At 64.9% G+C, this 23,969-nt stretch carries 27 protein-coding genes, 1 tRNA gene and 1 pseudogene; 17 read left to right on the forward strand and 12 right to left on the reverse strand.

Annotation, left to right across the window (positions count from 1 at the left end; all coding sequences use genetic code 11):
- The first annotated feature begins 639 nt into the window (after positions 1-639).
- A complete protein-coding gene (locus GSQ89_RS01110) occupies positions 640-1,524 on the forward strand; it encodes a hypothetical protein (protein ID WP_158921140.1) in 885 nt (294 codons plus the stop codon).
- Here GSQ89_RS01110 and GSQ89_RS01115 read toward each other — a convergent pair whose 3' ends face one another.
- A complete protein-coding gene (locus GSQ89_RS01115; RefSeq protein ID WP_158921142.1) occupies positions 1,525-1,929 on the reverse strand; it encodes a DUF2237 family protein in 405 nt (134 codons plus the stop codon).
- Between the two features lie 54 nt (positions 1,930-1,983).
- On the opposite strand from GSQ89_RS01115, the gene GSQ89_RS01120 reads away from it, so the two are divergent.
- A complete protein-coding gene (locus GSQ89_RS01120; protein WP_371734203.1) occupies positions 1,984-3,516 on the forward strand; it encodes a YifB family Mg chelatase-like AAA ATPase in 1,533 nt (510 codons plus the stop codon).
- Positions 3,517-3,534: 18 nt separating this feature from the next.
- Here GSQ89_RS01120 and GSQ89_RS01125 read toward each other — a convergent pair whose 3' ends face one another.
- On the reverse strand, positions 3,535-3,822 hold the full coding sequence (locus GSQ89_RS01125) for a hypothetical protein (RefSeq protein WP_158921144.1): 288 nt from the start codon (positions 3,820-3,822) through the stop codon (positions 3,535-3,537).
- Here GSQ89_RS01125 and GSQ89_RS39730 point away from each other — a divergent pair.
- Both GSQ89_RS39730 and GSQ89_RS01130 read left to right on the forward strand, forming a co-directional pair.
- Positions 3,815-3,946 carry a hypothetical protein gene (locus GSQ89_RS39730; RefSeq protein WP_256367291.1) on the forward strand — a complete coding sequence of 44 codons (132 nt, stop codon included), beginning with the start codon at positions 3,815-3,817 and terminating at the stop codon, positions 3,944-3,946. The genes GSQ89_RS01125 and GSQ89_RS39730 overlap by 8 nt on opposite strands.
- 15 nt (positions 3,947-3,961) lie before the next feature.
- Positions 3,962-4,198, forward strand: a complete 237-nt coding sequence (locus GSQ89_RS01130; RefSeq protein WP_158921146.1) for a hypothetical protein — start codon at positions 3,962-3,964, stop codon at positions 4,196-4,198.
- A gap of 184 nt (positions 4,199-4,382) precedes the next feature.
- Here the strand turns inward: GSQ89_RS01130 and GSQ89_RS01135 are convergent, their stop codons facing one another.
- Positions 4,383-4,874 (reverse strand): metallophosphoesterase family protein, encoded by a 492-nt coding sequence (locus GSQ89_RS01135; RefSeq protein ID WP_158921148.1) that lies wholly within the window; start codon positions 4,872-4,874, stop codon positions 4,383-4,385.
- Positions 4,875-5,025: 151 nt separating this feature from the next.
- Between GSQ89_RS01135 and GSQ89_RS01140 the strand changes: the two genes are divergently transcribed.
- Genes GSQ89_RS01140 through GSQ89_RS01150 form a run of 3 tightly spaced genes read left to right on the forward strand, consistent with a single transcriptional unit; the run spans position 5,026 to position 7,785 of the window.
- A complete protein-coding gene (locus GSQ89_RS01140) occupies positions 5,026-6,033 on the forward strand; it encodes a c-type cytochrome (RefSeq protein ID WP_158921150.1) in 1,008 nt (335 codons plus the stop codon).
- 13 nt (positions 6,034-6,046) lie between these two features.
- Entirely contained in the window at positions 6,047-6,811 is a 765-nt protein-coding gene (locus GSQ89_RS38975; RefSeq protein ID WP_158921152.1) for a transcriptional initiation protein Tat, read from the forward strand.
- Positions 6,808-7,785: a substrate-binding domain-containing protein gene (locus GSQ89_RS01150; RefSeq protein WP_158921154.1), complete on the forward strand. Its 978-nt coding sequence runs from the start codon at positions 6,808-6,810 to the stop codon at positions 7,783-7,785. The genes GSQ89_RS38975 and GSQ89_RS01150 overlap by 4 nt, the downstream gene beginning before the upstream one ends.
- A 143-nt stretch (positions 7,786-7,928) precedes the next feature.
- Here GSQ89_RS01150 and GSQ89_RS01155 read toward each other — a convergent pair whose 3' ends face one another.
- From GSQ89_RS01155 to GSQ89_RS01170, 4 genes are all read right to left on the reverse strand, one after another.
- Positions 7,929-8,702: an enoyl-CoA hydratase/isomerase family protein gene (locus tag GSQ89_RS01155; protein ID WP_158921156.1), complete on the reverse strand. Its 774-nt coding sequence runs from the start codon at positions 8,700-8,702 to the stop codon at positions 7,929-7,931.
- The gene (locus tag GSQ89_RS01160; protein WP_158921158.1) at positions 8,699-9,655 is read right to left on the reverse strand and encodes a hydroxymethylglutaryl-CoA lyase; all 957 of its coding nucleotides are present in this window, start codon (positions 9,653-9,655) and stop codon (positions 8,699-8,701) included. The genes GSQ89_RS01155 and GSQ89_RS01160 overlap by 4 nt, the downstream gene beginning before the upstream one ends.
- 52 nt (positions 9,656-9,707) lie before the next feature.
- A complete protein-coding gene (locus GSQ89_RS01165; protein WP_158921160.1) occupies positions 9,708-10,130 on the reverse strand; it encodes a DUF4440 domain-containing protein in 423 nt (140 codons plus the stop codon).
- Between the two features lie 162 nt (positions 10,131-10,292).
- Positions 10,293-11,180 (reverse strand): PhnD/SsuA/transferrin family substrate-binding protein, encoded by an 888-nt coding sequence (locus tag GSQ89_RS01170; RefSeq protein ID WP_158921162.1) that lies wholly within the window; start codon positions 11,178-11,180, stop codon positions 10,293-10,295.
- Between the two features lie 107 nt (positions 11,181-11,287).
- Here GSQ89_RS01170 and GSQ89_RS01175 point away from each other — a divergent pair, with 107 nt between their 5' ends.
- The 4 genes and pseudogenes from GSQ89_RS01175 (at position 11,288) to GSQ89_RS38225 (ending at position 13,726) form a co-directional block, all read left to right on the forward strand.
- Positions 11,288-12,238 (forward strand): LLM class F420-dependent oxidoreductase, encoded by a 951-nt coding sequence (locus GSQ89_RS01175; protein WP_158921164.1) that lies wholly within the window; start codon positions 11,288-11,290, stop codon positions 12,236-12,238.
- A 21-nt stretch (positions 12,239-12,259) separates the two neighbouring features.
- Positions 12,260-12,817 (forward strand): annotated as a pseudogene (locus GSQ89_RS39955) (tetratricopeptide repeat protein); the annotation flags it as partial.
- 708 nt (positions 12,818-13,525) lie between these two features.
- Positions 13,526-13,602 (forward strand) — tRNA-Leu (locus tag GSQ89_RS01185).
- Complete coding sequence (locus tag GSQ89_RS38225) at positions 13,565-13,726, forward strand: hypothetical protein (RefSeq protein ID WP_174254813.1); 162 nt, start codon at positions 13,565-13,567, stop codon at positions 13,724-13,726. Before GSQ89_RS01185 ends, GSQ89_RS38225 begins: the two co-directional genes overlap by 38 nt.
- 140 nt (positions 13,727-13,866) lie before the next feature.
- Here GSQ89_RS38225 and GSQ89_RS01190 read toward each other — a convergent pair whose 3' ends face one another.
- Positions 13,867-14,445 (reverse strand): YqaA family protein, encoded by a 579-nt coding sequence (locus tag GSQ89_RS01190; protein WP_158921166.1) that lies wholly within the window; start codon positions 14,443-14,445, stop codon positions 13,867-13,869.
- Positions 14,446-14,455: 10 nt separating this feature from the next.
- Positions 14,456-16,096, reverse strand: coding sequence for an AMP-binding protein (locus GSQ89_RS01195; RefSeq protein WP_158921193.1), 1,641 nt, complete (start codon positions 16,094-16,096; stop codon positions 14,456-14,458).
- Between the two features lie 257 nt (positions 16,097-16,353).
- On the opposite strand from GSQ89_RS01195, the gene GSQ89_RS01200 reads away from it, so the two are divergent.
- The 4 genes from GSQ89_RS01200 to GSQ89_RS01215 all read left to right on the forward strand — a co-directional run bounded on the left by GSQ89_RS01200 (position 16,354) and on the right by GSQ89_RS01215 (position 19,844).
- Positions 16,354-16,518 (forward strand): hypothetical protein, encoded by a 165-nt coding sequence (locus GSQ89_RS01200; RefSeq protein ID WP_158921168.1) that lies wholly within the window; start codon positions 16,354-16,356, stop codon positions 16,516-16,518.
- Between the two features lie 330 nt (positions 16,519-16,848).
- Complete coding sequence (locus GSQ89_RS01205) at positions 16,849-17,271, forward strand: hypothetical protein (RefSeq protein ID WP_158921169.1); 423 nt, start codon at positions 16,849-16,851, stop codon at positions 17,269-17,271.
- A gap of 265 nt (positions 17,272-17,536) precedes the next feature.
- Complete coding sequence (locus GSQ89_RS01210; RefSeq protein ID WP_256367292.1) at positions 17,537-17,833, forward strand: thiamine pyrophosphate-dependent enzyme; 297 nt, start codon at positions 17,537-17,539, stop codon at positions 17,831-17,833.
- A gap of 325 nt (positions 17,834-18,158) precedes the next feature.
- Entirely contained in the window at positions 18,159-19,844 is a 1,686-nt protein-coding gene (locus tag GSQ89_RS01215; RefSeq protein WP_158921173.1) for a thiamine pyrophosphate-dependent enzyme, read from the forward strand.
- Between the two features lie 21 nt (positions 19,845-19,865).
- On the opposite strand, the gene GSQ89_RS01220 is transcribed toward GSQ89_RS01215, so the two are convergent.
- Both GSQ89_RS01220 and GSQ89_RS01225 read right to left on the reverse strand, forming a co-directional pair.
- Positions 19,866-21,155, reverse strand: coding sequence for a lytic transglycosylase domain-containing protein (locus GSQ89_RS01220; protein ID WP_158921175.1), 1,290 nt, complete (start codon positions 21,153-21,155; stop codon positions 19,866-19,868).
- Positions 21,156-21,281: 126 nt separating this feature from the next.
- Positions 21,282-21,512, reverse strand: a complete 231-nt coding sequence (locus tag GSQ89_RS01225) for a DUF1127 domain-containing protein (protein ID WP_158921177.1) — start codon at positions 21,510-21,512, stop codon at positions 21,282-21,284.
- A gap of 115 nt (positions 21,513-21,627) precedes the next feature.
- Here GSQ89_RS01225 and GSQ89_RS01230 point away from each other — a divergent pair, with 115 nt between their 5' ends.
- Positions 21,628-22,536 carry a transcriptional regulator GcvA gene (locus GSQ89_RS01230; RefSeq protein ID WP_216855956.1) on the forward strand — a complete coding sequence of 303 codons (909 nt, stop codon included), beginning with the start codon at positions 21,628-21,630 and terminating at the stop codon, positions 22,534-22,536.
- Positions 22,537-22,545: 9 nt separating this feature from the next.
- On the opposite strand, the gene GSQ89_RS01235 is transcribed toward GSQ89_RS01230, so the two are convergent.
- Positions 22,546-23,658, reverse strand: a complete 1,113-nt coding sequence (locus tag GSQ89_RS01235; RefSeq protein WP_158921179.1) for a serine hydrolase — start codon at positions 23,656-23,658, stop codon at positions 22,546-22,548.
- A gap of 134 nt (positions 23,659-23,792) precedes the next feature.
- Here GSQ89_RS01235 and GSQ89_RS38320 point away from each other — a divergent pair, with 134 nt between their 5' ends.
- On the forward strand, positions 23,793-23,912 hold the full coding sequence (locus tag GSQ89_RS38320; protein WP_216855954.1) for a type II toxin-antitoxin system Phd/YefM family antitoxin: 120 nt from the start codon (positions 23,793-23,795) through the stop codon (positions 23,910-23,912).
- The last annotated feature ends 57 nt before the right edge of the window (positions 23,913-23,969 follow it).

The following is a 23,969-nucleotide window of genomic DNA, read 5'->3' on the forward strand; positions in this document are numbered from 1 at the left end:
AAAACGACCGACGGCGGATGGATGGTTCCGCCGTCCGGATCGGACTCCGGTCGAGGGCTGCGAGATGTCTTCCCTCGTGCCAGGTCATCGGGATTAGTCCGATCCTCCGTCACTGCGGCGTAACAACGGGTCACGCTCGCCACGCCGCGGCGTCGGTTCGAACGGGCATCATCGTGTCCGCTCACAATCCGCTTTTGACGCAGAGGCCGCGGAGCGGGGCGCAGAGAGGACGCCACACGGTCTTTGGTTTCAAGCACCGATTCTGCTGACAGAAACCCTTGCCACCTGGGTTGCAGTGATGGGAAAGGCGCTTTTATGCGCGAACCGGCCCGAGTCATCGCGTCCGGTGGTCTGCCGGCCGCGAACCGTGTCGGTCTTGCTTGCCACCAGGCACTTCAGATCGTAAAATGGGTGCCGACTCAGACTGATGTTTCCGGCGGCCTTGTCGTGCGTGACGCCTCCCGACGCCGCCGACCGGGGGTCGCGCGCGTGATCCCCCTGGCAAGCCCGCTGATGCTACTGGACTCAGGCTTAATGATGTCGGCAAAGTATCGGCCGTGCATCGCATTGAGATGATGTCATGACAGGCAAGACAGGCATTCGCGAAGGCCACCTGGCGCGGAACCAGGTGTTCTACCCATGAACAGCATCCACCCCGCCGCATCCATCGATCGGGCGGAGACGGAAAGCGTCGCGTCCATGGTGTCCGCCCACCGCGACGCGGTTATCAAGGCCGAGGTTGCCGCGGCTCGGGAGCGCGTGGAAAAGACCCTGCTGCGCGAGATAGAAGCCATGGTGCTGTTCGCGCTGGGCGCCGGCCTCGACTTGCCGCCGGAGGCACTTGCCGCGCGGCAACAGCCGCCGCCCGACACGCCGTTGCCCGATGCGTTGCCGCTCGACGCCGCCGCCGATCCACTGGTCCGCCTGGCCGCCCTGCATCTGACGCTGACCAGGCTGATCGCGCCGGCCCGAGGCGCCTCCCTGGTGCTGTTGGAGGAGCAGCGGCAGGCCCATCCGGTTCTGCGAGCCTTCGGCCCGGTGCCGCAGGTGCGCTGGATGCTGGCGGTGGCCGTGCTGTCGCTCATCCTGCTGCTCGGGACGGCCCTGTCGGGCGACGTCAATCCCGAGAACGTCAGCAAAGGCCTGCTGAACCTGCAAGGCACCGCATTGATCGCGGTCGAGGTATTCCTGATCGCCGCTTCCGCCGTCGGTGCGACGCTCGCCAACCTCAAACGCCTGAATCGCTACATCTCCGACTGCAACTATGACCCGCGCTACGACAGCAGCTACTGGAGCCGCCTTGTCATGGGCCTGATCTCGGGGGTCATTTTGTCCCAGGTGGTGTTCGGCTCATTGGTTAGTGGCGAGGGCGCCTCCGCTCATCCGGGCACCAGCGCCCTGGACGGCTTCGGTCAGCCGATCCTGGCGATCCTGGGCGGTTTCTCGGCCGAACTGGTGCATGATATCCTGAGGCACCTGATCAACGTCATCGGCAACACATTGGGCCTGCGCAAGGTGGAATAATCACCCCAGGTCGATGGCGAACCGCGTCAGATCGGCCAGCCGGCAGTGCCGCAGCGCGCCTTCCTCGGTCGAGCGCAGCACCACCTGAGGGGCCGCGTCAGCCTCGAACGCTTCCTGCCAGCGTGGCGCGCACAGGCACCAGCGATCGCCCGGTTTCAACCCGGCGAAGCCAAACTCAGGGTGCGGGGTGGACAGGTCGTTGCCTTGCGCCTTGCTGAAGGCCAGGAATTCCGCCGTCATCACCGCGCAGACGGTGTGGCTGCCGACATCCTCCGGGCTGGTTTCGCAGCAGCCGTTGCGGAAGAATCCGGTCATCGGATCGTTGGAGCAGACCCCGATCGGCCCGCCCAGCACGTTGCGGGACGGTCTGCGGCCCGGCCGGCGGCCGGTTTCGTCGAATGGCATGCAAATCCCTCGCGGCTTACGACTTTGTTTACCATTGGCCGCCACAATGGCGCCATGAGCAACCGCATTCAATCCTCCACCATGGCCATCGCCAACACCTTCGCGTTCAACGGCATCGAGGCGGTGCCGGTGGAGGTCCAGGTGCAGATCGCCCCCGGCGCCCCTGGCCTCGTGCTGGTCGGCCTGCCCGACAAGGCGGTGGGCGAGGCTCGGGAGCGAGTCCGAGCGGCGTTTGCCGCGATGGGACTGTCGCTGCCGTTGAAACGGGTGCTGATCAACCTGAAGCCCGCCGATCTGTTGAAGGAGGGCAGCCATTTCGACCTGCCCCTGGCTTTGGGCCTGCTCGCGGCGATGGACGTCCTGCCGCGTGACGAGATCGCCGGCTATGCCGCATTGGGCGAATTGTCGCTGGATGGTTCACTGAATCCGGTCGCCGGCATCCTGCCGGCGGCGATCGGCGCCTCCGCCCGCGACCTTGGCCTGATCTGCCCGGCCAGCCAGGGTGGGGAAGCCGCGTGGGCCGGCCGCATCGAGGTCCTGGCACCGCCCGACCTGCTGAGCCTGATCAACCATTTCCGCGGCACCCAGGTGCTGACCCCGCCGAACACCGCCGGGGTGGCCGACGCGGTGTCCTGCCCCGACCTGAGCGACGTCAAGGGCATGGAGACGGCGAAACGCGCCTTGGAAATCGCCGCCGCCGGCGGTCATAACCTGATCCTGATCGGGCCGCCCGGCGCGGGAAAATCCATGCTGGCCGCTCGCCTGCCGGGCCTGCTGCCGGATCTGGACCCGCGGTCGGCGCTGGAGGTCAGCATGATCCACAGCATCGCCGGCCTGCTGGATGGCGGCCGGCTGGTGATGCGGCCGCCGTTCCGCGAACCGCATCATTCCGCTTCCCAGGCCGCGCTGTCGGGCGGCGGCCATCGCGCTCGGCCGGGTGAGGTCAGCCTGGCGCATCGCGGTGTCCTGTTCCTGGATGAACTGCCGGAATTTCCCCGCCAGGCCTTGGAATCCTTGCGCCAGCCGATGGAATCCGGCCGCACCACTGTCTCCCGCGCTGCCGCCCACATCACCTATCCGGCGCGTTTCCAGCTTGTCGCCGCGATGAATCCCTGCCGCTGCGGCTATCTGGGGCAGGGTGGCCAGGAATGTGGCAGAGCGCCGCGCTGTGGTGAGGATTATCAGAATCGCGTCAGCGGGCCGGTGCTGGATCGCATCGATCTGGCGGTTGATATCCTGCCGGCGACCGCGGCCGAACTGGCCCATGCGCCGCCGGGCGAGCCGAGCGCCGTCATTGCCCAGCGTGTTGTCCGTGCCCGCCAAATCCAGGCCGATCGTTACGGCGCCGATGGCCCGCTGTGCAACGCCGAGGCCGACGGCAAGACGATCCGCCTGTTGCCCGACGCGCAAAAACTGCTGGAGCAGGCGATGGAGCGGCTGCGTCTGTCGCCGCGCGGCTATACCCGTACGATGCGGGTCGGGCGCACGATCGCGGACCTCGCCGGTGCGGATATCGTGGCGCGCGTCCATATAGCTGAGGCACTGGCATTCCGCCATCGCGGGCCGCGTTCCAACACATCGCGGTGACGGACGCCTGAAGCGGCACTACCTGGCGGCTTGGTTGATGCTCGCGGCAAAGGCGATGGATCGCCTGGCATTGGAGGGAGAAGCGGTCAGCCATCGGCCTATCCGAATCGATGGAACCTCCACGATGCGATACATGATTTCGGCGGCAAGGTTATGATCTCGATCATAATGATCCGGTGGTGATGGCAGCTTCGCGGCGAGCGCTGAGTGCCCGGCAACCACGGCTGCCGCTGCGATCCCCCGGAGGGAGTCGAGGGCCTCGTATCTTTGCGGGCCGCTATCGCTTCGGATGTCGTGCTTGACCATGGTCGTCACCACGCTGCACCCGCAGGCATTGCAAGCCGCTTACATCGGGGATGGCTTCAAGGCTCTTGCCGTCCTTGCAATGTCCAATTATGCTGGCGGACAAATGCGAATGATTCGCAAATAAGGAGCGCGTCCAGCAATGGCGCAAGAAAGCCTCATCGCCCGCCGGTGCGAACGTGCCGTGGTGACCGCCTATAGCGAGCTGCGTCAGATCGGTTCGGACGACATGTCGGCATTCCAGGCCTGCACCGCGCTTTATCGGATTCATCATCCGGAGTCCTCGATCAACGAAGCCCGCCGGCTGGTCGCCGAGTGGATCGACCATCACCTTGTCCGCAAGGCGCCAGGTCCGACCGACGGCTGCCTCTGCGATTAGAGTGTGATCGCCTGAGGCCGCAGGCCGGACGGCGTGAATCACACGAACGAAATAGAGTGTGATCGCCTGAGGCCGCAGGCCGGAAGGCGTGAATCACACGAACGAAATAGAGTGTGATCGCCTGAGGCCGCAGGCTGGACGGCGTGAATCACACGCATAAAACCAAAGACGAGCAGGGCAGGGGTCAGGCGCCGCGCAATCGCGACACAGCGACCGGCCGGAAATCCCAGGCATCCACGCCGACATCGGTCTGCCGAGGCAGCGGTTTCAGCCGTCCGTGACTATGTCCGTGCAGGTTCAGCACCCCTTTTGCCATGCCGTTCCAGGTGCGGAAGGCGTAGTGGCACAGCGCCAGCCGGTGCGCATCGACGGTGATCTCGGCGTAGGCCTGGACGCTGGACCAATCCGGCAAGGCGGCGATCGCCGGGGGGTCGTTGTTGCCGGTGACCAGATGCTTGCGGCCGTTCAATTGCTGCAGCAGGGCGGCGGCCGCCTCCGTGCTGGTGCGCAGGGCGAAATCGCCGAGATGCCAGACATCGTCGTCGGGTCCGACCGTCTGATTCCAGCGGTCGATCATCGTTGCATTCATCTCGGCGACCGAGGCGAACGGCCGGCGATACAGTGACAATGCGCCGGCATGGCCGAAATGCGTATCCGCGGTGAACCAGACCACCATCTGCGATTTTCCCTTGCATGGCGGCCATGCCATTACGGCAGGCCTGACCGATCCGCGCCGCGATGCCCGGCGGAGCGCCGATGCCCCGTCTGGTCATCATTGCGCCTGTCCTGTTTACTGACCCCGACAAGGGTTGGGGGGCAAGTCGTCCATGCTGAAACCGATCGCGTCCACCGCCGTGGTTGCAACGCTGCTCTCCGGCATTGCCGCGGCCCAGCCGGCACCTACACCCGCACCGACGCCGGGTCCCGCATCGGCATGGATCGTGCCCGATGTCGACAAGGTGCCTGACGATGCCTTTGGCCGCCTGGTCCGCGAAGGCCGCGACCTGATTGTCAAGACGTCGTCCCTGATCGGTCCCGACTCGCCCGATCCGGCCAAGCACTACAGCGGCAACGGGCTGGACTGCCAGTCCTGCCACCTGAACGCCGGCACTCAGCAATTCGGCCTGCCACTGATTGGCGTCTGGGGCGTGTTCCCCGCCTATATCGCCCGGGAAAATGCCGTCAGCACGCTGGAGGACCGCATCAACGGCTGCATGGAGCGCAGCATGAACGGCAAGGCGCTGCCCCTGGGCAGCCCCGAGATGAAAGCCATGCTGAGCTACATCCGCTTCATCAGCGCCCCGGAAAAAACCGGCCAGTCGCTGGTCGGACGCGCCACGCCGCCATTGAAACCGGAGGACAAAGCCGGCGATCCGGTGCATGGCCAGCAGGTCTTCACCGCGACCTGCGCCGTCTGCCACGGCGCCAACGGCCTTGGACAGCGCCTGGAACCGGCGGAAGCCAAGGAAACAGGCCGCCGCTATCGCTTTCCGCCACTGTGGGGGCCGGACAGCTTCAATGACGGCGCCGGCATGGATCGGGGGATCACCGCCGCCCAGTTCGTCCATGCCAACATGCCGTTCGGCACCACGTTCGAGCAGCCGGTGCTGTCGGCATCCGACGCGTTCGACGTGATCGCCTACATCAGCGGCCAGCCTCGCCCGCATCGCGCGGATTTACAGGCGGATTTCCCCGACCGGTCCCGCAAGCCGGTGGACGCTGCCTATCCGCCCTATGTCGGGCCGTTCCCGCCGGACCAGCATCGCCTGGGACCCTGGCCGCCGATCCAGGCCTGGTTGAAAGCCAACGCCGCCGCGGCGCGTGCCACCAACTGAAGGAAGTCCACCGATGCTTACACCACGCCGGCAAAGCCTGAAGACCCTCGGCATCGCCCTGGCCGCGGTCGGGACCGCCGCTGCCGCCCCCGCCGAGACGCTGGTGCCGGCCGGTGCGTCCACCTTGGAGGTTCTGACGAAGCGGTTGGCGGCGCTGCCGCGCCGGCGCGACTTCAAGACGGTGCCGATGATTCTGGACCATCGCGACCAATGGGATGCCGAGGCACTGGACGCCGTGCTGCACTATGCCGGCGGTCCCAAGCAGGCCTGGAACAACACCGACATCCACGGTCCCTGGCTGAACGTCATGCGCAATTCGATCAATTCGGAGGTCTGGTCGTTCCGCCATCCCGAGTTCCTCTGCGTCTCCGCCACGCACGGTCCCGCCCAGTTCGCGCTTTACGACGACGCGATGTGGGAGAAATACGGGCTGGCCAAGCTGGCTGGGGGTAATATCACGCACAACAGCTTTGCCGTGGCGCCCCCGGCCGCGGAGGCCGATCCGAAGGATTTTCAAAATCCTAAAGGTGCGTTTTCCAGTGCCGCCAACAGTATCCCGGCCTTGCAGCGCCGCGGCGCCGTGTTCCTGGCCTGTCACAACGCGGTTTGGGAACATGCCCAGCATTTGATTGCATTGGATACCAATCCGGACAAGCTGTCGGTCGAGGCGATGTGCGCGGAACTCAGCAACCATCTGATCCAAGGTGTCGTGCTGACGCCCGGTGCCGTCGGCACCCTGGCGGAACTCGGCAAAGCGGGCTTCTCGTACGCGCAATGAGTAAGATATTTCCCTGTGTCGCGGTGTTGGCGGGGTTGCTGTGTGGCGCCGCCGCCCCGCCCGGTACGCCCGCGGCGCGTCTGGACGCCGCCGAGGCGCAATTCCCACCGTGGCAGAACGGCCAGAATAACGATGCCCCTGATCGCGGCCTGGTGTTCACCGTGCCGCCTGTGGACGACATGGCCGACTTCCACGGCAGCCTGAATGACCCCGCCTTGGTACTGTACGCATCCGGCAACTATTTCTTCGCGATGGCCGGTCTGGTGCGCGCCTTCGGGGACGCCTATCCGGCGTATCGCGGACGGGTGTTCTACGAGACGCTGCCGCCCGGCTTGCTGCTGAAGCAGATGGCGGCGGGCGGGACTGTCACCTCCGGCAACCTGACCTTCACCGTGAAGCCGGACGTGATGATGGCGGAACAGCGTGCCAGTGAGGAATGGGTGAAGGACGGCCGCCTGGCCGCGCCGGTGGTTTCATTCGCGACCAACGACCTGACCATCATGGTGCCGGCCGGCAACCCCGCCCACATCACCGGTTTGGCCGACCTGGGCCGCCCCGACCTGCCGCTGATCATGCCCAACCCCGCGTTCGAGGGCGTCGCGCGGCAGATCCGCGCCGCTCTGGTCAAGGCCGGCGGCGAGACCCTGGCCAAGGACGTGTATGAGGGGAAAGTTGCTGCTGGAACGACCGTGCTGACCCGCATCCATCACCGGCAAACGCCACTGCTGCTGATGCAGGGCCTGGGGCAGGCCGGTGTGACGTGGCGGTCGGAGGCGATTTTCCAAGAGAAGCAGGGCCATCCCATCACCCACGTGGATATTCCGGCGGACCAGAATGTCCGAGCGATCTACAGCGCGGCGATGGTGTCCGGCGCGTCGCATGCCGAGGCGGCGAAGGCGTGGCTGGCGTTCATCCGGTCAGACGCCGCGTTTGCGGCTTTGGCGCCGTTCGGGTTCCAGCGGTTCGCACAATAGTGGCGTGGCCGGCTCTCGGTTCGCCGTGCCATGACGAATTAGCCAGACCGGTGCCATGACGAATTAGCCAGACCGGTGCCATGACGAATTAGCCAGGCCCGTGCCATGACGAATCAATTGGCGGCTTGTCATGACGGGTCTGATTAACGGCCCGGCCACACTGGGGTGCGCTTCTCGATGAACGCGGCGCGTCCCTCGGCGGCGTCCTCGGTCAGTGCCAGCGTGCCGATCTGCGCCTCCATGAACACCGCCGACTGATCGAAGGTGAGTTGTTCGCTGACCCGCATGGCATACTTGCCGCGCCGGATCGCTGTCGGGCTCTTGTCCAGCAGCCGCGACAGCAGCCAGTCCAGTTTCGTGTCGAGTTCCGCTGCCGGAACGACGTAGTTCAACAGCCCCAGTTCCAGTGCCTCGGCCGCCGTAACCGGTTCGCCCGTCAGCGCCATTTCATAGAGTTTCCGTGACGGAATCAGCCGTTGCAGCACCGCCATGATCTGCATGGGGAACACCCCGACCTTGACCTCCGGCATGCCGAAGCGGGCAGTGTCGACGCCGATGGCCATGTCGCACATGCCCAGCAGGCCCAGGCCACCGGCCATTGCGTGGCCGTTGACGCGGGCGATCAGGGGAAGAGTCAAATCGCGAGCCTGCTTCATCAGTTTTACGAATGACAGCCCGACTTTCGAGTAGTCGTATTTGAACGATCCCGACCCCGCCGACAGATCGGCCCCCGCACAGAACGCCTTGTCCCCGGCGCCGGTCAGCACCACCGCCCGCACCCCTGGATCGGCGGAGGCCGCAACGAATCCGGCGGCGATCGCATCCGTAACGACGTCGTTCATCGCGTTGCGGCGCTCTTCGCGATTGATGGTGATCCATTGCACCATGCCGCGTTTTTCTGTGAGAACCTCGTTCATGCGTGCGCTCCCTGGCGGTACTTGCTGAGACTGCCGCCATGCATGACCTTGCCGGGCAGGGGATGGCCGACAATGTCCTCCGCCATGCGGGCGCAGTCGATCAGCGCGTCGAGGTCGATGCCGGTCTCGATGCCCATTTCTTCGCACATGAATACCAGGTCCTCGGTGCAGATGTTTCCGGCTGCCCCCTTGTGGCCGGCGAACGGACAGCCGCCGAGACCGGCACAGGAACTGTCGAAACTATCGATTCCCATCTGCAGGCCCATCAGCGCGTTGGCCAGTCCGGTGCCGCGTGTGTCATGCAGATGCAGCGCCAGGCGCAAATCGGGCCAGGTCTCCCGCACCAGCCCGACCACACGCTGGATTGACGCCGGCGATGCCCAGCCCACGGTATCCGCCAGCCGCACCCGGTCCAGTTCGATGCCGAACTCATCCGCCACTGCCAGCAAGGAACCGACGCAATCGCGGACGGTCTCCGGCGCGATGGCGCCTTCGAAGTTGCAGCCGAAGGCGGTCATCACGATCGCGGATTCGACCGCGATGCCCCGGTCGCGGAAAAACGCCAGTTGCCGGCGCTGTTCGACCAGCGTTTCCGCGTTGTCTTTGTTGGTGTTGCGGATGGAGAACGTGTTCGACGCGCTCATTTGCAGGTGACCGGTGATGTGCAGAGGCGTCTGGATGGCGCGTTCGTAGCCGCGCAGGTTCAGTGCGATGGCGGTGTATTCCACGTCCGGCCGCTGGCGGATGGTTTGCGCGACTTCCACCGCGTCGGCCATCCCCGGCACCCGACGCGGATCGACGAACGACACGCATTGGACGTCGTGCAACCCGGTGCCTGCTAACGCCTCGCAGAACCGGACTTTCTCGGACGTGCCGATGGGGCCGGCTTCGATCTGGAAGCCTTCGCGAGGGCCTTCCTCGTGGATCTCCACGCGTTTGGGTAGGTCGGTCAACGTGTCCTCCTGAGCCTGACCGACCCATCATGCCTACTGGCGAGTAGGGGCGCTAGTGGTTCAGGTTCCAGATGTCACTATCGAGCATCCAGGTGCCGTGCTCGCGTTTCCAGATGACGACGTATTTGCCTTCCAGCTTGACCATTTGCTTTTGTGCGTCCGGGGCTTCGCCGGTGAAGCGGCCGATTTCGCGGGCAGCGCTGCCGTATTGCTCGACCGAGACGGTTTGCAGGCCGGTGATCTTGAGGCCGCTTTGGATGATGCCGGCCCAGGTTTTCTGGATGGCGTCGCGGCCGGTGGCAATGTCGGCGCCAGGCGGGAACACCTGGGCGTGTGGGGTGTAGAGGCGTGCGATGGCAGCGGCGTCGCCTTTGTCGTAAGCGGCGCCGAATTTCTGATTGGCGGCGTCGATTTCGGATTTCAGGCCGCGGGCTTGGACAGTCGTGGCCAGTAACAGCAGCGGGATAGCAAGCATTATCGGCTTCATGACTTTTGCCCTTGTTTGCTGACGCAAGGGAAGAATACTGGACGGCCGGATTGATGGTGTCAATTGATTAAGTGCAAAAATCTGATCTCGACCGCACAGTCGCAGTCAAACGATCCATGTCTGCGCAAGTCAAATGCCGATGTTTGTACTTCACGAAAACACCTCGCCAACCTCATAAACCCGCGGCACCAACCCCTGTTCCGCCGCATATCGCAGACACAGTTCGATCCCCACCCGGTTCGCCTCTGTTCCATACGGCAGCACGTCCGCCCCCACGATCCCGGCAAACCGAACCTCGGCGGGCGGTTCTGTCGCCGCAGCCTTCGCCGCCACGAACAGCCGCATCAGCTCATCGGGCAGCCACGGAGAAGCCTCCACCAGCGCCGTCTTCACGCACAGCAGGTGATTGACTGGATACGCCTTGGTCCGCGCATACCAGTCCGCCGCGGCCGCCATCGGATCGGTGATCACCGGCCGCATTGTCGAAGGATCGACCCCCGCGACGGCGATCCCCGCGTCGATCTCCCCCGCCGCCAACATCTTCGCCAAATCCTGTCCGGGCGCGATCCGCACCACATTCGGCGGGTCCACGTATTCGGCGACATGCGCGTCCTCCGCGGTCACCCAGGTGATGTCGCGATGGTCGACGCCATATTCGTCCAGTAATATCCCGCGCACCCAGATGCCTGTCGTCTGCGACCATGCCCGCACGCCGATTTTCTTGCCGCGTAAATCAGCCGGCCCGCGGATCGAGGACTCCACCGGACACACCAGCGCGCCATGATGGAACCCGCGCATCACCACGATCGGCAGCGCCTTGATCGGCTTGCGATACGCATGACCCTGCGCCAGAGTCGTCAGCGCGATCTCGCACAAATCGAAATCCAGCGTCCGCACCATGCGCCGGAACGCCCGCGTGATGACCGGCACATCCTCAAAATCGAACCGCACGCGATCCGACGCCACCGAACCGTCCTTCAACGCCTTGACATGCGGATAGTTGGCGAAAGCGGTGCGCAGCGTGATCGTTCCGGTCATGGTCCCCATCCTGTCGACTCCCAGCGGACCCTACAACCGCCCGAGCCGGTTGACACGCCCCCGATCCCCCGGCTTCCTCCCGCCAGCCAACACAACGGAAACCAACCATGCAAATCGGCTTCAACCTGCCCGTCAGCGGCCCGATGGCCTCGCCCGAGGTCATGGCGAACATCGCCCAACTGGGTGAATCCCTGGGTTTCGACTATCTGACCCTGACCGATCATGTCGCCCTGCCGGACACCAGTTCGCCCGGCTACCCGTATTCGACCACCGGCGAGTTCTACACCCCCGATCCCGGCCATCGCGTCGAGCAACTGACCACCGCCGCCTGGGTCGCCGCCAAGACCAGCAAGATCCGCCTGGTGCTGGCGGTGATGGTCGTGCCGCATCGCCCCGCGGTGGTGACGTCCAAGATGCTCGCCACCATCGATGTGCTGTCGGGCGGGCGGCTTGTCGTGGGCATCGGTGCCGGCTGGCTGAAGGTGGAACTGGATGCCGTCGCCACCACGCCGTTCGCCGAACGCGGTGCGGTCACGGACGAATACATGGACGCGATGCGCACCATCTGGACCAACGACAAGCCGGTGTTCCACGGCAAATACGTCAACATCGACGGCCTGCTGACCGATCCGAAGCCGGTGCAGAAGCCCCACCCGCCGATCTGGGTCGGCGGCGAAAGCGGCCCCTCCATGCGCAGGGCCGCCCGTATCGGCGACGCCTGGTATCCGATCGGCAGCAACAACGCCCATCTGCTGGACACGCTGCCCCGCCTGACCGCCGGTATCGCCCGCATTCGCGAAATGACCAAACAGGCCGGCCGAGACCCCGCCGCCATGGGCGTCGTCTACCGCGTCAAGCGCCACGGCCAGCCCGCGCCCGCCGCCACCGACGGCAACCGCAAGCTGTTCACCGGCACCGTCGCCAACACCATCGAGGACATCGCCGCGGTCAAGGAGATCGGCGTTACCGCGATCGATTTCGACTTCGAGGGCCGCGATGCGGTGAAATCCGCCACGGACATGAAAAAATTCCATCGCGAGGTCTTGTCTAGGATTTAAGTCACTACAACCTGCGGCGGTATGAACACCACCGCCGCACACGCCGAACACCAACAGGGCTTCCAACTCCACCTGCATCAGCGGGTGGAGGAGGCGGAGCCGTTTTATCAACGCGCCGTGGCACTCGACCCGGCGTTCAAGGAGGCCTGGATGAATTTGGGCCTCGTACTCCTGGCACGGGGCCGTCCGGAGGAGGCGTTGTCCTGCCAGCGGCAGGCGCTGCGCCTCGATCCCGAAAGCGCCGACGCGCAGAACAATCTGGGGATGGTCCATTACGCCCAGGGCAACATCGCCGAGGCGGAAAACTGCTTTCGAACCGCGCTACGCCTGCGGCCGGACCATGCCAATGCGACGCTGAACCTCGGGTCCGCCCGTCAGATCCTCAACCACGCCGGAGAAGCGGACCATTTGTTCCGCCGAGCTTTGTCGCTTGGCGTGGATGAGGCTCGGGCGAAGAGCAACCTGGCGCTGGTGCTGATGGAGCAGGCCCGCCCGCAGGAGGCCGAATTGTGCTGCCGCGAAGCGCTGGCGCTGCGGCCGGATTATCCTGAGGCGCGGGGCAATCTGGCGCTGGCGCTGCTGATGATGGGCCGGTTGGAGGAAGGTTTCCGGGAATACGAAGCTCGCTGGGAGGTCGAGACGATGGCCGCGCCGGCGTTGCCCCAACCGCTCTGGACCGGGCAGGCGCTGAACGGTGAGACGGTGCTGTTGTATGCGGAGCAGGGGTACGGCGACACGCTGCAATTCTGCCGCTATGTCCCGATGGTTGCCGCCGCCGGCGGCCGTGTCGTCCTGGTGGTGCCGAAGGCATTGCACCGGGTCATGACCACGTTGGATGGCGTGGCCGAATTGTTGTGCGAGGGAGACGATCTGCCGTCTTCCTTCGACTATCATTGCCCGCTGCTCAGCCTGCCGTTCGCGTTCGGCACGACCATGGCGACGATCCCGGCGCCGGTGCCTTATTTGCGAGCCGATCCGTCGCGATGGGCCGATTTCCTGGACGAACTGCCGGGGATGAAGGTCGGCTTGGTTTGGGCGGGGAAGTCGCGCACCGCTCAGCCGCACGCAGTGGCGATCGACCGGCGCCGCTCCATGCGTCTGGCTGATATGATGCCGCTGCTCTCGGTGCCCGGATGCAGTTTCGTGTCGCTGCAACTTGGGCCGCCGGCGGCGCAGCTTCAGGGGTTGCCGGATGGCGTGATGCTACACGACGTGTCCGATCGGTTGGATGACTGGGCGGATACGGCGGACCTGATCGCCGGGCTGGACCTGGTGATCGCGGTGGATACCGCCGTGGCGCACCTGGCGGGTGCGCTGGGCAAGACGGTGTGGCTGCTGAACCGGTTCGATTCCTGCTGGCGGTGGTTCCTGAACCGAGACGACACGCCCTGGTATCCCAGCATGCGGCAGTTCCGTCAGGCCAGCCGAGGCGATTGGGCCGGCGTGATCGAGCGGGTGCGGCAGGCGCTGATCCGGTCCGCGGGGTAAGGTTTGAGAACCGGTCAATTTGCCGCCATGTTTACCGAACATTTTGTCGCGGGTTCATGCGCGTGCCTGGGAGACAATTCGTTTTCCACGGGTATTTTCCGGGAGCGCGCCATGTCCTGGTCGATCGCGGGGTTTCGCGGCTACAGCAGTTTCAGCGCCACAAATCCGGCAACCACGGCAATCGCAAAGGCGGTGGTCACCAGTGTCAGCCGCCGCTCGATGAAATCGCGCACCGCGTCGCCGAAGAAATGCAGCAGGGTGGCCACAAGGAAGAAGCGCGCGCCTCGGGTCAGCAGGCTCGCCAGCATGAACAGTCCGAAATCGAACCGAGCGGCGCCGGCGGCGATGGTGACGATCTTGTAGGGGATCGGCGTCAGGCCTTTCACCAGGATGATCCACAGCCCGTATGCCTGGAATTTCGCCTGGAACGCTGCATAGGCCGCCCCGTAACCATAGACGTTCAGGATCGGCCGAGCGATCTGGTCGAACACCGCGTAGCCGATCAGATAGCCCAGCGCGCCGCCGGCCACGCTGGCTGCGGTGCAGATCGCTGCCAGCCGCCACGCCGACCTGGGACGCGCCAGCGCCATCGGGATCAGCATCACATCCGGCGGGATCGGGAAAAAACTGGCCTCCGCGAAGGCGATCAGCGCGAGCCACCAGCCGGCGTTGGGGGAGGCAGCCAGCGCCATCACGCGGGCGTATAATCTTTTCAGCATGAGCGGGCCTTTAGCAGCCGGCGCCGTCCGGGTCATCAGGGCTTCTCAGCCGGAAGCGCTGGATTTTTCCGGTCTGGGTCTTCGGCAGCGCGTCCAGAAACTTCACGGAACGCGGGTATTTGTAGGGGGCGATGGTCGCCTTGACGTGGTTTTGCAGGCGCAGCCGCGTGGCATCATCCGGCGCCACGCCGTGTGCCAGCACGATATGGGCCTGCACGATCTGCCCGCGATCCTGGTCGGCGATGCCGATGACCGCGCATTCGGCTACCTCGGCGCAGGACAGCAGTGCCGCTTCGACCTCGGGTCCGGCGATGTTGTAGCCTGATGAAATGATCATGTCGTCGGACCGGGCGGCGAAATGAAACGAGCCGGCCGCATCCTGGACGAAGGAATCGCCCGTCAGGTTCCAGCCGTCTCGGGCATATTTCTGCTGCCGCGCATCCGACAGGTAACGGCACCCCGTTGGCCCGCGTACCGCCAGATGTCCGACGGTGCCGCGCGGTACCTCGTGCATGTCGTCGTCTACAACCCGAGCCTCGTAGCCGGTCACGGGTTTACCGGTCGTGCCGGGCGCCATGTCGCCGATGCGGTTGGTGATGAAGATGTGCAGCATCTCTGTCGAGCCGATCCCGTCGAGGATCGGCTTGCCGGTCTTGCGCGTCCATTCCTCGAATACGGGGGCCGGTAGGGTCTCGCCCGCGGAAACCGCGATCCGCAGCGACGACAGGTTCGCGCCCTGGTCCATGGCCTGTAGCATGGCCCTGTAGGCCGTTGGGGCGGTGAAGCTGATTGTGGCTTTGTAGGTTTGGATAATCTCGATCATGTTTGGCGGCGAGGCGTTTTCCAGCAACGTCGCCGCCGCGCCGAAACGCAGCGGAAAGATCGCCAGGCCACCCAGGCCGAACGTGAACGCCAGCGGCGGCGACCCGACGAACACGTCGTCCGGGGTCACGTCCAGCACGTCCTTGGCATAGCCGTCGGCGATGATCAGCAGGTCGCGATGAAAATGCATCGTCGCCTTCGGATCGCCGGTCGTTCCGGAGGTAAAACCCAGCAGCGCCACGTCGTCGCGTCCGGTGTCCACGGCCTGGAACCGCACCGGCTTGCCCAGTGCCACGCGATCCAGTTCGGCATCGTGGTTGGCGGTCCCGTCAAACCCGACCACCGCTTTCAGGAATGCGCTGTCCTTGGCACAGGCGACCAGCTCATCCATCAAGCGCGTGTCGCAGAGCGCCAGTCCGATTTCCGCCTTGTCGACAATGCGGGACAGCTCGCCGGAGCGGAGCATCGGCATGGTGTTGACCACCACCGCGCCGGCCTTCGTCGCGGCCAGCCAGCAGGCGACCATGGCTGGATTGTTGGCCGATCGTATCAGCACCCGGTTGCCCGGCTTAACCCCGTAGTCCTCGACCAGGGCTTGTGCGATGCGGTTGGTCCAGTCGGTCAGTTCCTTGTAGGTGCGGTGGCGTCCGTTGCCGATCAGGGCGGTGTTGTCACCAAATCCCTTGCGAACCATGGCGTCGGTCAGCTCCACGGCGGCATTCAGCCGATCGGGATAATCAAATCCGTCCAGCAGCATGTCGGGCCACGCGTCTAAGGGCGGCAGCCTGTCGCGGGTGAAGGTATCCGAATGCGCCGACGATCCAAGCATCTCAACCCTCAGCAGTGGTTCAGCCCCGGCCACGGGCTTATCCGTGGGAAAATGGTCGAGGCATAAGGTAGGGGCCTGGGTGTGATGTCAGCAATCCAATTCGTTTAGAGCGTTTTGTTTGATCGCATGATTCACGCGCTCTGGACGTTCCGCCCAGCACGATCATGCTCTAACTGGCGGCAGGCCAAGATTTTACGATCCGAATAAGGGCGGGCGTGCCGATCTGGGCATGCCGTGCGACCCGTTCGAGAATTCCGATGAAAAGGAAGTTCCTTGCTGCCCTAACTGTTCTGAATCTCGGCGCCGCTGTTACTCCACTGGCCAACGCGCAATCGTTCGATCAAAACTGGACGGTTCAGCATTCCGGCGCATACGACAATACCGCCAACGAGCTAAACCATAACGTCACTGGCGACCAATAGTCCCACCGATCGCAACCCAGGAGCAAAGGCCGGGTTGCCCCCGGCCCTTTGGCTGTCTCGGAGTCGTCGTCGGGCCGGCTGACGACCCCCGCACCGGGGCACCTTGGATCGTCGTGGTCAACGCAGCAGGCTGCCTGATGCCGAGCGTGCGTGGCATGCCACTATCCCGGGAACTATGCCCTTGGTCGTCAGACGGTCATCGGTGTGACAGCCGCTCTCCGGTCAAAACCATGAGTTTCTCCGCAATCAGCGGGATAGAAACGCCAAATGCGACGTTTTCCAATAGCGAGCGTCTCCGGACGCAGTTGCTTAAATTGGGAGGGAATCTCGATGCGTTTCAGAATGTTCTACGGGCAAATCGTCACGGTCGCACTCTCCGCGCTTGTCGCGGCAAGTCCGGCCATGGCCCAGTCAAAAAAGGCTCAACTGTACTCCTACCACACGGGTCCCGCGGTCGGCGGCTGCCCCGGGCTCGATTGGCACGTCACCGTTGAACCAGACAACAAGCTGGACGGCTTTGTGGCATGGGATCGTGGACAGCATATCGCGAGGTTGGACGGTGTACTCAACAAAGATGGAACGTTTGAGATGGCGGCCAGTGAGGTTGGAGGAGCCGGAAGAAAGGCTACGGTCAAAGGGAAGGCTGGTGGCGCATACATCAATGCCGCGATCTACGGCTCCGGCACGCCGTGCGACGGCATAAACCTTCCGATACCGCTCTCGACCGGCGCCGTCGGCGCTGGTGGTGGCTAGGTCCCACACGGCGGCTTTCCGGTACGCCTGGACAGCGCGAGCAGGGCTTCTGGAAGCGAAGGTGCCGGCGGCTGACTGCGATCACGACCGAAGATTCGATTGATGCAGGCGGAGAAGTAAACCGCGCGTCGCGCCACCCCGACCCTTGGGCGGCAACTTGGGTGCTGGCCGGCGCATCGGGCCGGGGGACGCGATTTTCTTATGCGACATTGGCGTGCCCGTCGTCGGACGGGCACGCTAACGCAAAACGAGCGGCCGTCGTCGGCTGGTCGGTTCGTTCAGCAATGGTTTGATGGCGAGTACCGTGCTCCAGGCGATCGGCGTCCGGGCGGCCTTCCGTGGGCGGAAGGTCGCCTTGTACTCAGGCGATGGCGGCTTCATTGTCATGATTAGTGCGTTCGTGTCGCTGGTCCAAGCCCGGCTGCCGGTGAAGATCGTCGTGCTGAACGACGGCACTCAGGCTGCTCATCCGAACCGACCGGTCGGCGGACTACAAGCGCGGCACGCTGAGGTGCCCTTTGGGACCTGCTGCGGGACGCGACACCGGACGATCAGTTTGTGATCAGTGCCCAGGGGGCGCCGCCGAGCCAGGCCATGGAGACGGGGCTGATCATGCCGGATGTCGCTACTTCGTGATGCGCCAGGCCGATCCGCTTCGATCGGACGTGTCTCGCAATGAATGCGCCGACGATCCAAGCATCTCGACCCTCAGTAACTGGTGCCGCCCCGGCCGCGGGCTTGTCCGTGGGAAAATGGTCGAGATATAAGGTAGGGGCCTGGGTGCGATGTCAGCAATCCAAATCGTCTGAGCGTCCGCGGGCCAAGATAGACCGATCCGGATGAGGTGGACCACCCGCCGCACCGGGTCAGAAGGAGACGCACTCAGAATGACTACCACCGTCGCCCGCCTGCTGGCCGACAGCCTCGAAGCCCATGATGTGGATCAGATTTTCTGCGTCCCCGGCGAAAGCTATGTCGGCCTGACCAGTGTGCTGACCGAACGCAACTCGATCCGCATGATCGTCTGCCGGCACGAAGGCGGCGCGGGCTTCATGGCGGTGGCCGACGGACGGCTGCGCAACCGGGCAGGGGTCTGCATCGTCTCCCGCGGGCCTGGGCTGTCGAACGCGATGGTGTCGCTGCACTCGGCATTCCACGACGCGACGCCGCTGGTGATGCTGGTCGGGCAGGTCGAGCGCAAGGATTTCGGACGGCTGGCGTTGCAGGAGCAGAACTACTCAAAACTGCTGTCCGACATTACGAAAAGCGTCATCGAGGTGAATGAGCCGGAGCAGGCGTCCGAAGCGATCGCCCGAGCCTTCCACGTCGCCGAAAGCGGCACGCCCGGCCCCGTGGCGGTGATCTTGCCGGAGGACATCTTCGACGAAACCACCGATGCCGAACTGAACCTCCCCCGCCCGCGCGTCGTCGCCGGCCCGCGTAAGCAGGACCTGGAGCGTCTCGCCGACATGCTGGCGAAGGCCGAACGGCCGCTGATCCTGGCGGGCGGTGCGCTGCTGGCGGACAGCCTGCACGATTCAGCCGTTTATGCCGATCTGCGGCGCCTGTCGGAGGAATGGGTTCTACCCATTTGCCCGACCCATCGCCGGCCGCAACTGTTCGATGCCAAGCATCCGAATTACGGCGGCTACATGGGTATTCGGGTCCCGCCGGCGCAGATCGGCGAGATGAAAAAGGCCGATCTGATCATCGCGCTGGGGGAACGTCTGACCGACACCGTCAGCCAGTCCTACAGCTTCCCCGCCGCGCCGCAGCCGCAATTGCCGCTGGTCCATATCTGGCCCGATCCGAACGAGGTCGGCCGCGTCTGGCGCGCCGATCTGGGCATGCCGTGCGACCCGTATGAGGTGATCAAGAGCCTGCTGGCGCTGAAGACTCCCGCCGACGCATCCAAGCGCCGCGGCTGGGTCGATGGGCTGCACAAGATCCACCTGTCGCTGCTGGAAAAGACCTGGGAACCGACCACCGACGGCATCAACTTCGCCGCCATCGTGTGCGAGGTCGACAAGCACCTTGCCGATGATGCGGTGATCACGTCCGACGCCGGCAATTTCGGATCGTATATACATCGGTATATCGGATTCAGGCCGGGCCAGGAGTTCCTGTCATCCGTCGTGGGTGCCATGGGATCCGGCATGCCGATGGCGGTGGCGGGCACGTTGCGCCGGCCCGGCAAGCAGGTCGTTGCGTTCATGGGCGACGGCGGCGCGCTGATGATGGGCAACGAAATCGCCACCGCCTGCCAGTACGGCGGCAATCCGATCGTCATCATCTCGGACAATTCGATGTACGGCACGATCGGGATGCACAGCTATGTGCGCTATCCGGATCGCAAGTTCATGGACGCCACGCGCCTGACCAATCCCGATTTCGCCGCCTGGGCTCGGTCGTTCGGCGCCGAGGGCATCACCATCCGCGAAGACTCCGAAATCGCCGATGGCATCGCTCGGGCTTTTGCGGTCAAGACCAAGCCGGTGGTGGTGCATTGCCTGACGTCGGCGGTGCAGATGAGCGCGTGGCGCCGGTTCCAGAACGGCTCGACTCTGCCGTAGTACCTTCGGCCCCCGCGCGGATCAGAAATCGCGCGTGGGCGAGACGGTGATGCAGGCGGTACCCCGGCCGGTGAGATGCGAACAGGCATCCACCGCCGCCGCCTGCGACAGGCCGGACAGGCGGGCTCGGAACGCAACCCTGTTGCCGAACGGCGAGGTCGCCGGCAGTTCGACTTTCGTGGTTCGCAGCAACGCGGGCAGTGCCGAGCGAGCATTTTCCGCGGCTTCCTGTGCGGTGGACAGGGTGGCGAAGGCGCCGACCTGGATGGCCCAGCGTCCCGGCGGCGGACCGGGCGCGAACGCCACGGGTAATGGCATGCCTTCCTGGATCGGCCGGTGGGCAACCGCGTATTCGGGCCGCCGTGCCGGCACGGGGCGTTGCAGCGGTTCTGCAACGACAGGTTCAAGCACAGCGGACACCGGCTTCGGCTGGCACGGGCGGCTGGGGTCGAAGGCGGCATCCGGGTCGCAGTCGCCCGAGGTGGCATAGGTCGGCGCCGCCGCCGCTACGATCGTCGGCTGGACCGGTGTGCAGGGGCCGTCGGGGTTATACGCGGCGTCCGGATCGCACCCACCCTGGGCCGTCGAGGCCGGCGCGGCATAGATCGGTGCTGCCGCCGCCACGACGACCGGTTGCATCGGCGCGCAGGGACGGCTGGGATCGTATGCGGCATCCGGGTCACAACCCGACGGCGTCGACCGGGTGGGGAAACGATTGGCATAGACCGCCAACGGGCCGGACATCGGCCTGTCCGACCCCAGCGACGGCGCGATCGAGGCAACGTAATTGACTGTCTCCGCGGGCAGCGGCGTGCCGTTGTTCAGATACCGGTCCACCCGGTTCGGACCCGCGTTGTAGGCGGCGAGGAACCCGGGCGAGCCGAAACGATCGTACATCTCCCGCAGGTAGGCTGTGCCGGCGAGGATGTTGTTGTGCGGGTCGAACGGATCGTCGCCCAGATCGTAGCGCTCCCGTAGCCCGTTATAGGTGTCCGGCATGACCTGCATCAGGCCGATCGCACCGGCCCAGGAAATGACGTCCTCCTGCCCCCCCGATTCCTGGTGCATGACACCGCGAATCCACCGTTCAGGGATGCCGAATCGGCCGGATGCCTCTCGGATATACGGTCCCCAAGGGTCGCTGGCGGGGCCGGGCGGCGGATAGTAGCGCGACGGGCTGTACTGGACGCGGGCATGCCGAGCGGGGCTGCCCCCGCCGCAGGCTGCCAGGACGCTCAGCAGGGCCAGGCAGACGACCAACTGTAGCCATGGCAGGCAACGGTGCAGTGTCGAGAATGGGCAGCGACTCATGAGCACGGATCCGCGGAGATGCCTTTTCCGCGCTGTTATCATAGAGTCTCAACAAAGGGACAGAAATCTTTCAGAAGGTTGGCATTTCGTCGTTTAGCGTGGTACGTCGGACATCCTCGCGGCCACCTAGCCCCGCCAGAACGGCTTTGCCAGTTCGCGCTCCACTTCCCATCGGGACAGGCTGAGGTCGTGCAGATCGCGCCGGTCGAGCGCGGCGAATGTCTGGCGGTCCCTGATCCGCGTGCGCCAGACGCCGATCGTACGGGCAATCGATGCGGCGATCCCGCCGTGGTTGGCCGCCGGCGGATGGTGCAGCGTCCGGCGGTCCGCCATCGTTTGGTGTGTCGTGGTGCTCATGGGTCGTCTCCCGGATAATATCGGTGCGGCACTGGATCTGTGCATTTCGACCGTTCGGAACAAACGATGCTTTCTCAGCCTTTGCATGACAAAATTTCATGCTAAACTGACTGCCATGCTGCTTCCCTCGCTCAATGGCCTGCGCGCGTTTGAGGCTTCTGCCCGACTCATGAGTTTCACACATGCGGCGGCGGAGCTGAACGTGACCCAGACGGCGATCAGCCATCAGATCCGCCGGTTGGAGGAGCAGATCGGCATCAAACTGTTCATCCGGCACAATCGGGCGTTGGCGCTGACGCGGGAGGCGGAAGATTACCTGCCGTCCGTCCGCGCGGCCTTCGAGGATCTACGCCGGGCGACCGCGCGGCTGCTGCGATCCGATCACGAGGGGCGACTGACCGTCAGCACCACCGCCTCCCTGGCCACGAAATGGCTGGTGTCGCGCGTGGCCGCGTTTCAGGACGCCAACCCGGGGGTGGAGGTGCGGATCACGACGTCCACCCATCTCGTGGACTTCGCGCGGGAGGAGGTCGATGTCGCGGTGCGTTACGGTCGCGGATACTGGCCGGGGCTGCGGGCGGTCTGGCTGATGGCCGAGAGCCTGTTTCCGGTGTGCGCACCGGGGCTGCTGGACGGTCCCGTGCCGCTGCGCCGGCCGGCTGATCTCGCGCATCACACGTTGCTGCACACGATGGTGTCTCGCGACGACTGGCGTTTGTGGTTGACCGCCGCCGGTCTGCCCCATGCGATCGCCGCGAGGCGTGGCTTGACCTTCGACCAGGGGTTCACGGCGATCCAGGCTGCCATGGAAGGCCTCGGCGTTGCTTTGGGGCGGCAGAGCCTGGTGGAGGCAGACATCGCCGCGGGACGCCTGGTGGCGCCTTTCGACATGGAATTGCCGCAGGGTGCCGGTTACTACGTCGTCACGCCCGAGGCGACGGCCGACGTGCCGAAGATCGCACTGTTCCGGGATTGGCTGGTTGCGTCGGCGGCCCCGGGCGCGCTGATGGCGACGCCCGGGTGACGTGGTTGGTCAGTCGATCGCCGCATGCACGAGGTTGGCTACCCGGTCCAGCCGCGCGGAATGCCACGGATCGGGACTGACGAAGTTCGTCAGATAAGTGAACGACACCCCGCTGGTGGGATCCGCCCACGAATAGGACGACCCGACGCCGCCATGTCCGAAAGTGACTGGTGCGCCGATCGTGCCCAGGCCGCGGATACGGTCGCTTTCGCCGCGCACATGAGGTCCCAGGCCGCGATGCATCGGAATGCCGGTCATCGCGTGGTCGGGGCTTTCCCCGGTGTGGCTGCGCGACACGTAGGCGATCAGGCGGGGTGAAAACAGCCGCGTGCTGCCGAGACGGCCGCCGTGACCCAGCATCTGGTAAAATGCGGCCATGCCGCGGGCGGTGGCATATCCGCCGCCGTTGGGCAGGCCGGCGGCGCGGAAGGCGGCGGAGTTGTCACGTTTCTCCGGCGCATAGGTATCGGCGCAGCGTGCCTGCTGCGATACGGGGACACCGACGAACACGTCGTTGCCGAGACCGAGCGGCTCGATCACCCGTTCGCGGATGACGTCGCGGTAGTCCTGGCCGGTGACGGCTTCCAGCACCATTGCCTGCACGAAATGGGCGGCTCGGCCGTGGTACTGCAGGCGCGTGCCGGGGGTCCATTCCAGCGAGAAGTCGCAGACCTGGGCACGCATCAGGGCGTGGTCGGTCCAGGTGGCCTGGGTCACGTCGGCGCTCGGGAAGCCGCCCTGGTGGGTCATGACCTGCTGCAGGGTGATGTCGGCTTTGCCGCGGGCGGCGAACTCGGGCAGGAAGTCGGCGACCTTGTCCATGAAGGACAGCTTGCCTTCCTCGACCAAAGTCCAGACGGCCGAAGAAGTCAGCACCTTGGTCTGGCTGAACAGCAGGAACAGGGTGTCGTTGGTGGCTGGCACGGTGCCGCCCTCGGTGCGGGCGTTGCCGTAGGTGCGAAACAGTCCCAGCTTGCCGTTGCGGGCAAGGGCGATCTGGGCGCCGGCGTAACGGCCCTCGGCGATATGCGACTGGATCAGCGCGTCGAGGTGGTCGAGCGGCCTGGTGGCAAAACCGAGCGCCGAGAGATTGGATTCGGGCAGCGGGTAGGTGTCGGGCATGGTGGGTTCCTCCTGCGGTTGCGCCGACGTTACGCCGCGTTTTGTCCGGCGCCAATGCGGGGGCAATGGGTCTCGCCCGGCGTAGCAAAGCTTCTTGTCAATTTGTCCGTTTTGACCATTGGAGGGCTTCAGCCATGCGCACGATGTCCGCGACCGAGGCCAAGCAGAACATGGGCGCATTGCTCGACACCGCCCAGAGCGAACCGGTCACCATTCAGGGCAATCGGGCGAAGGAGTACGTGACAAACGGCTAAAGGGCTGAATCCATACGATCCCTCGATTCGCTTCATAGGGGACAACGATGGACGCTT

Origin of the sequence: Acidisphaera sp. S103 (assembly GCF_009765975.1) — a bacterium.
Taxonomy (GTDB): Bacteria; Pseudomonadota; Alphaproteobacteria; order Acetobacterales; family Acetobacteraceae; genus Rhodopila.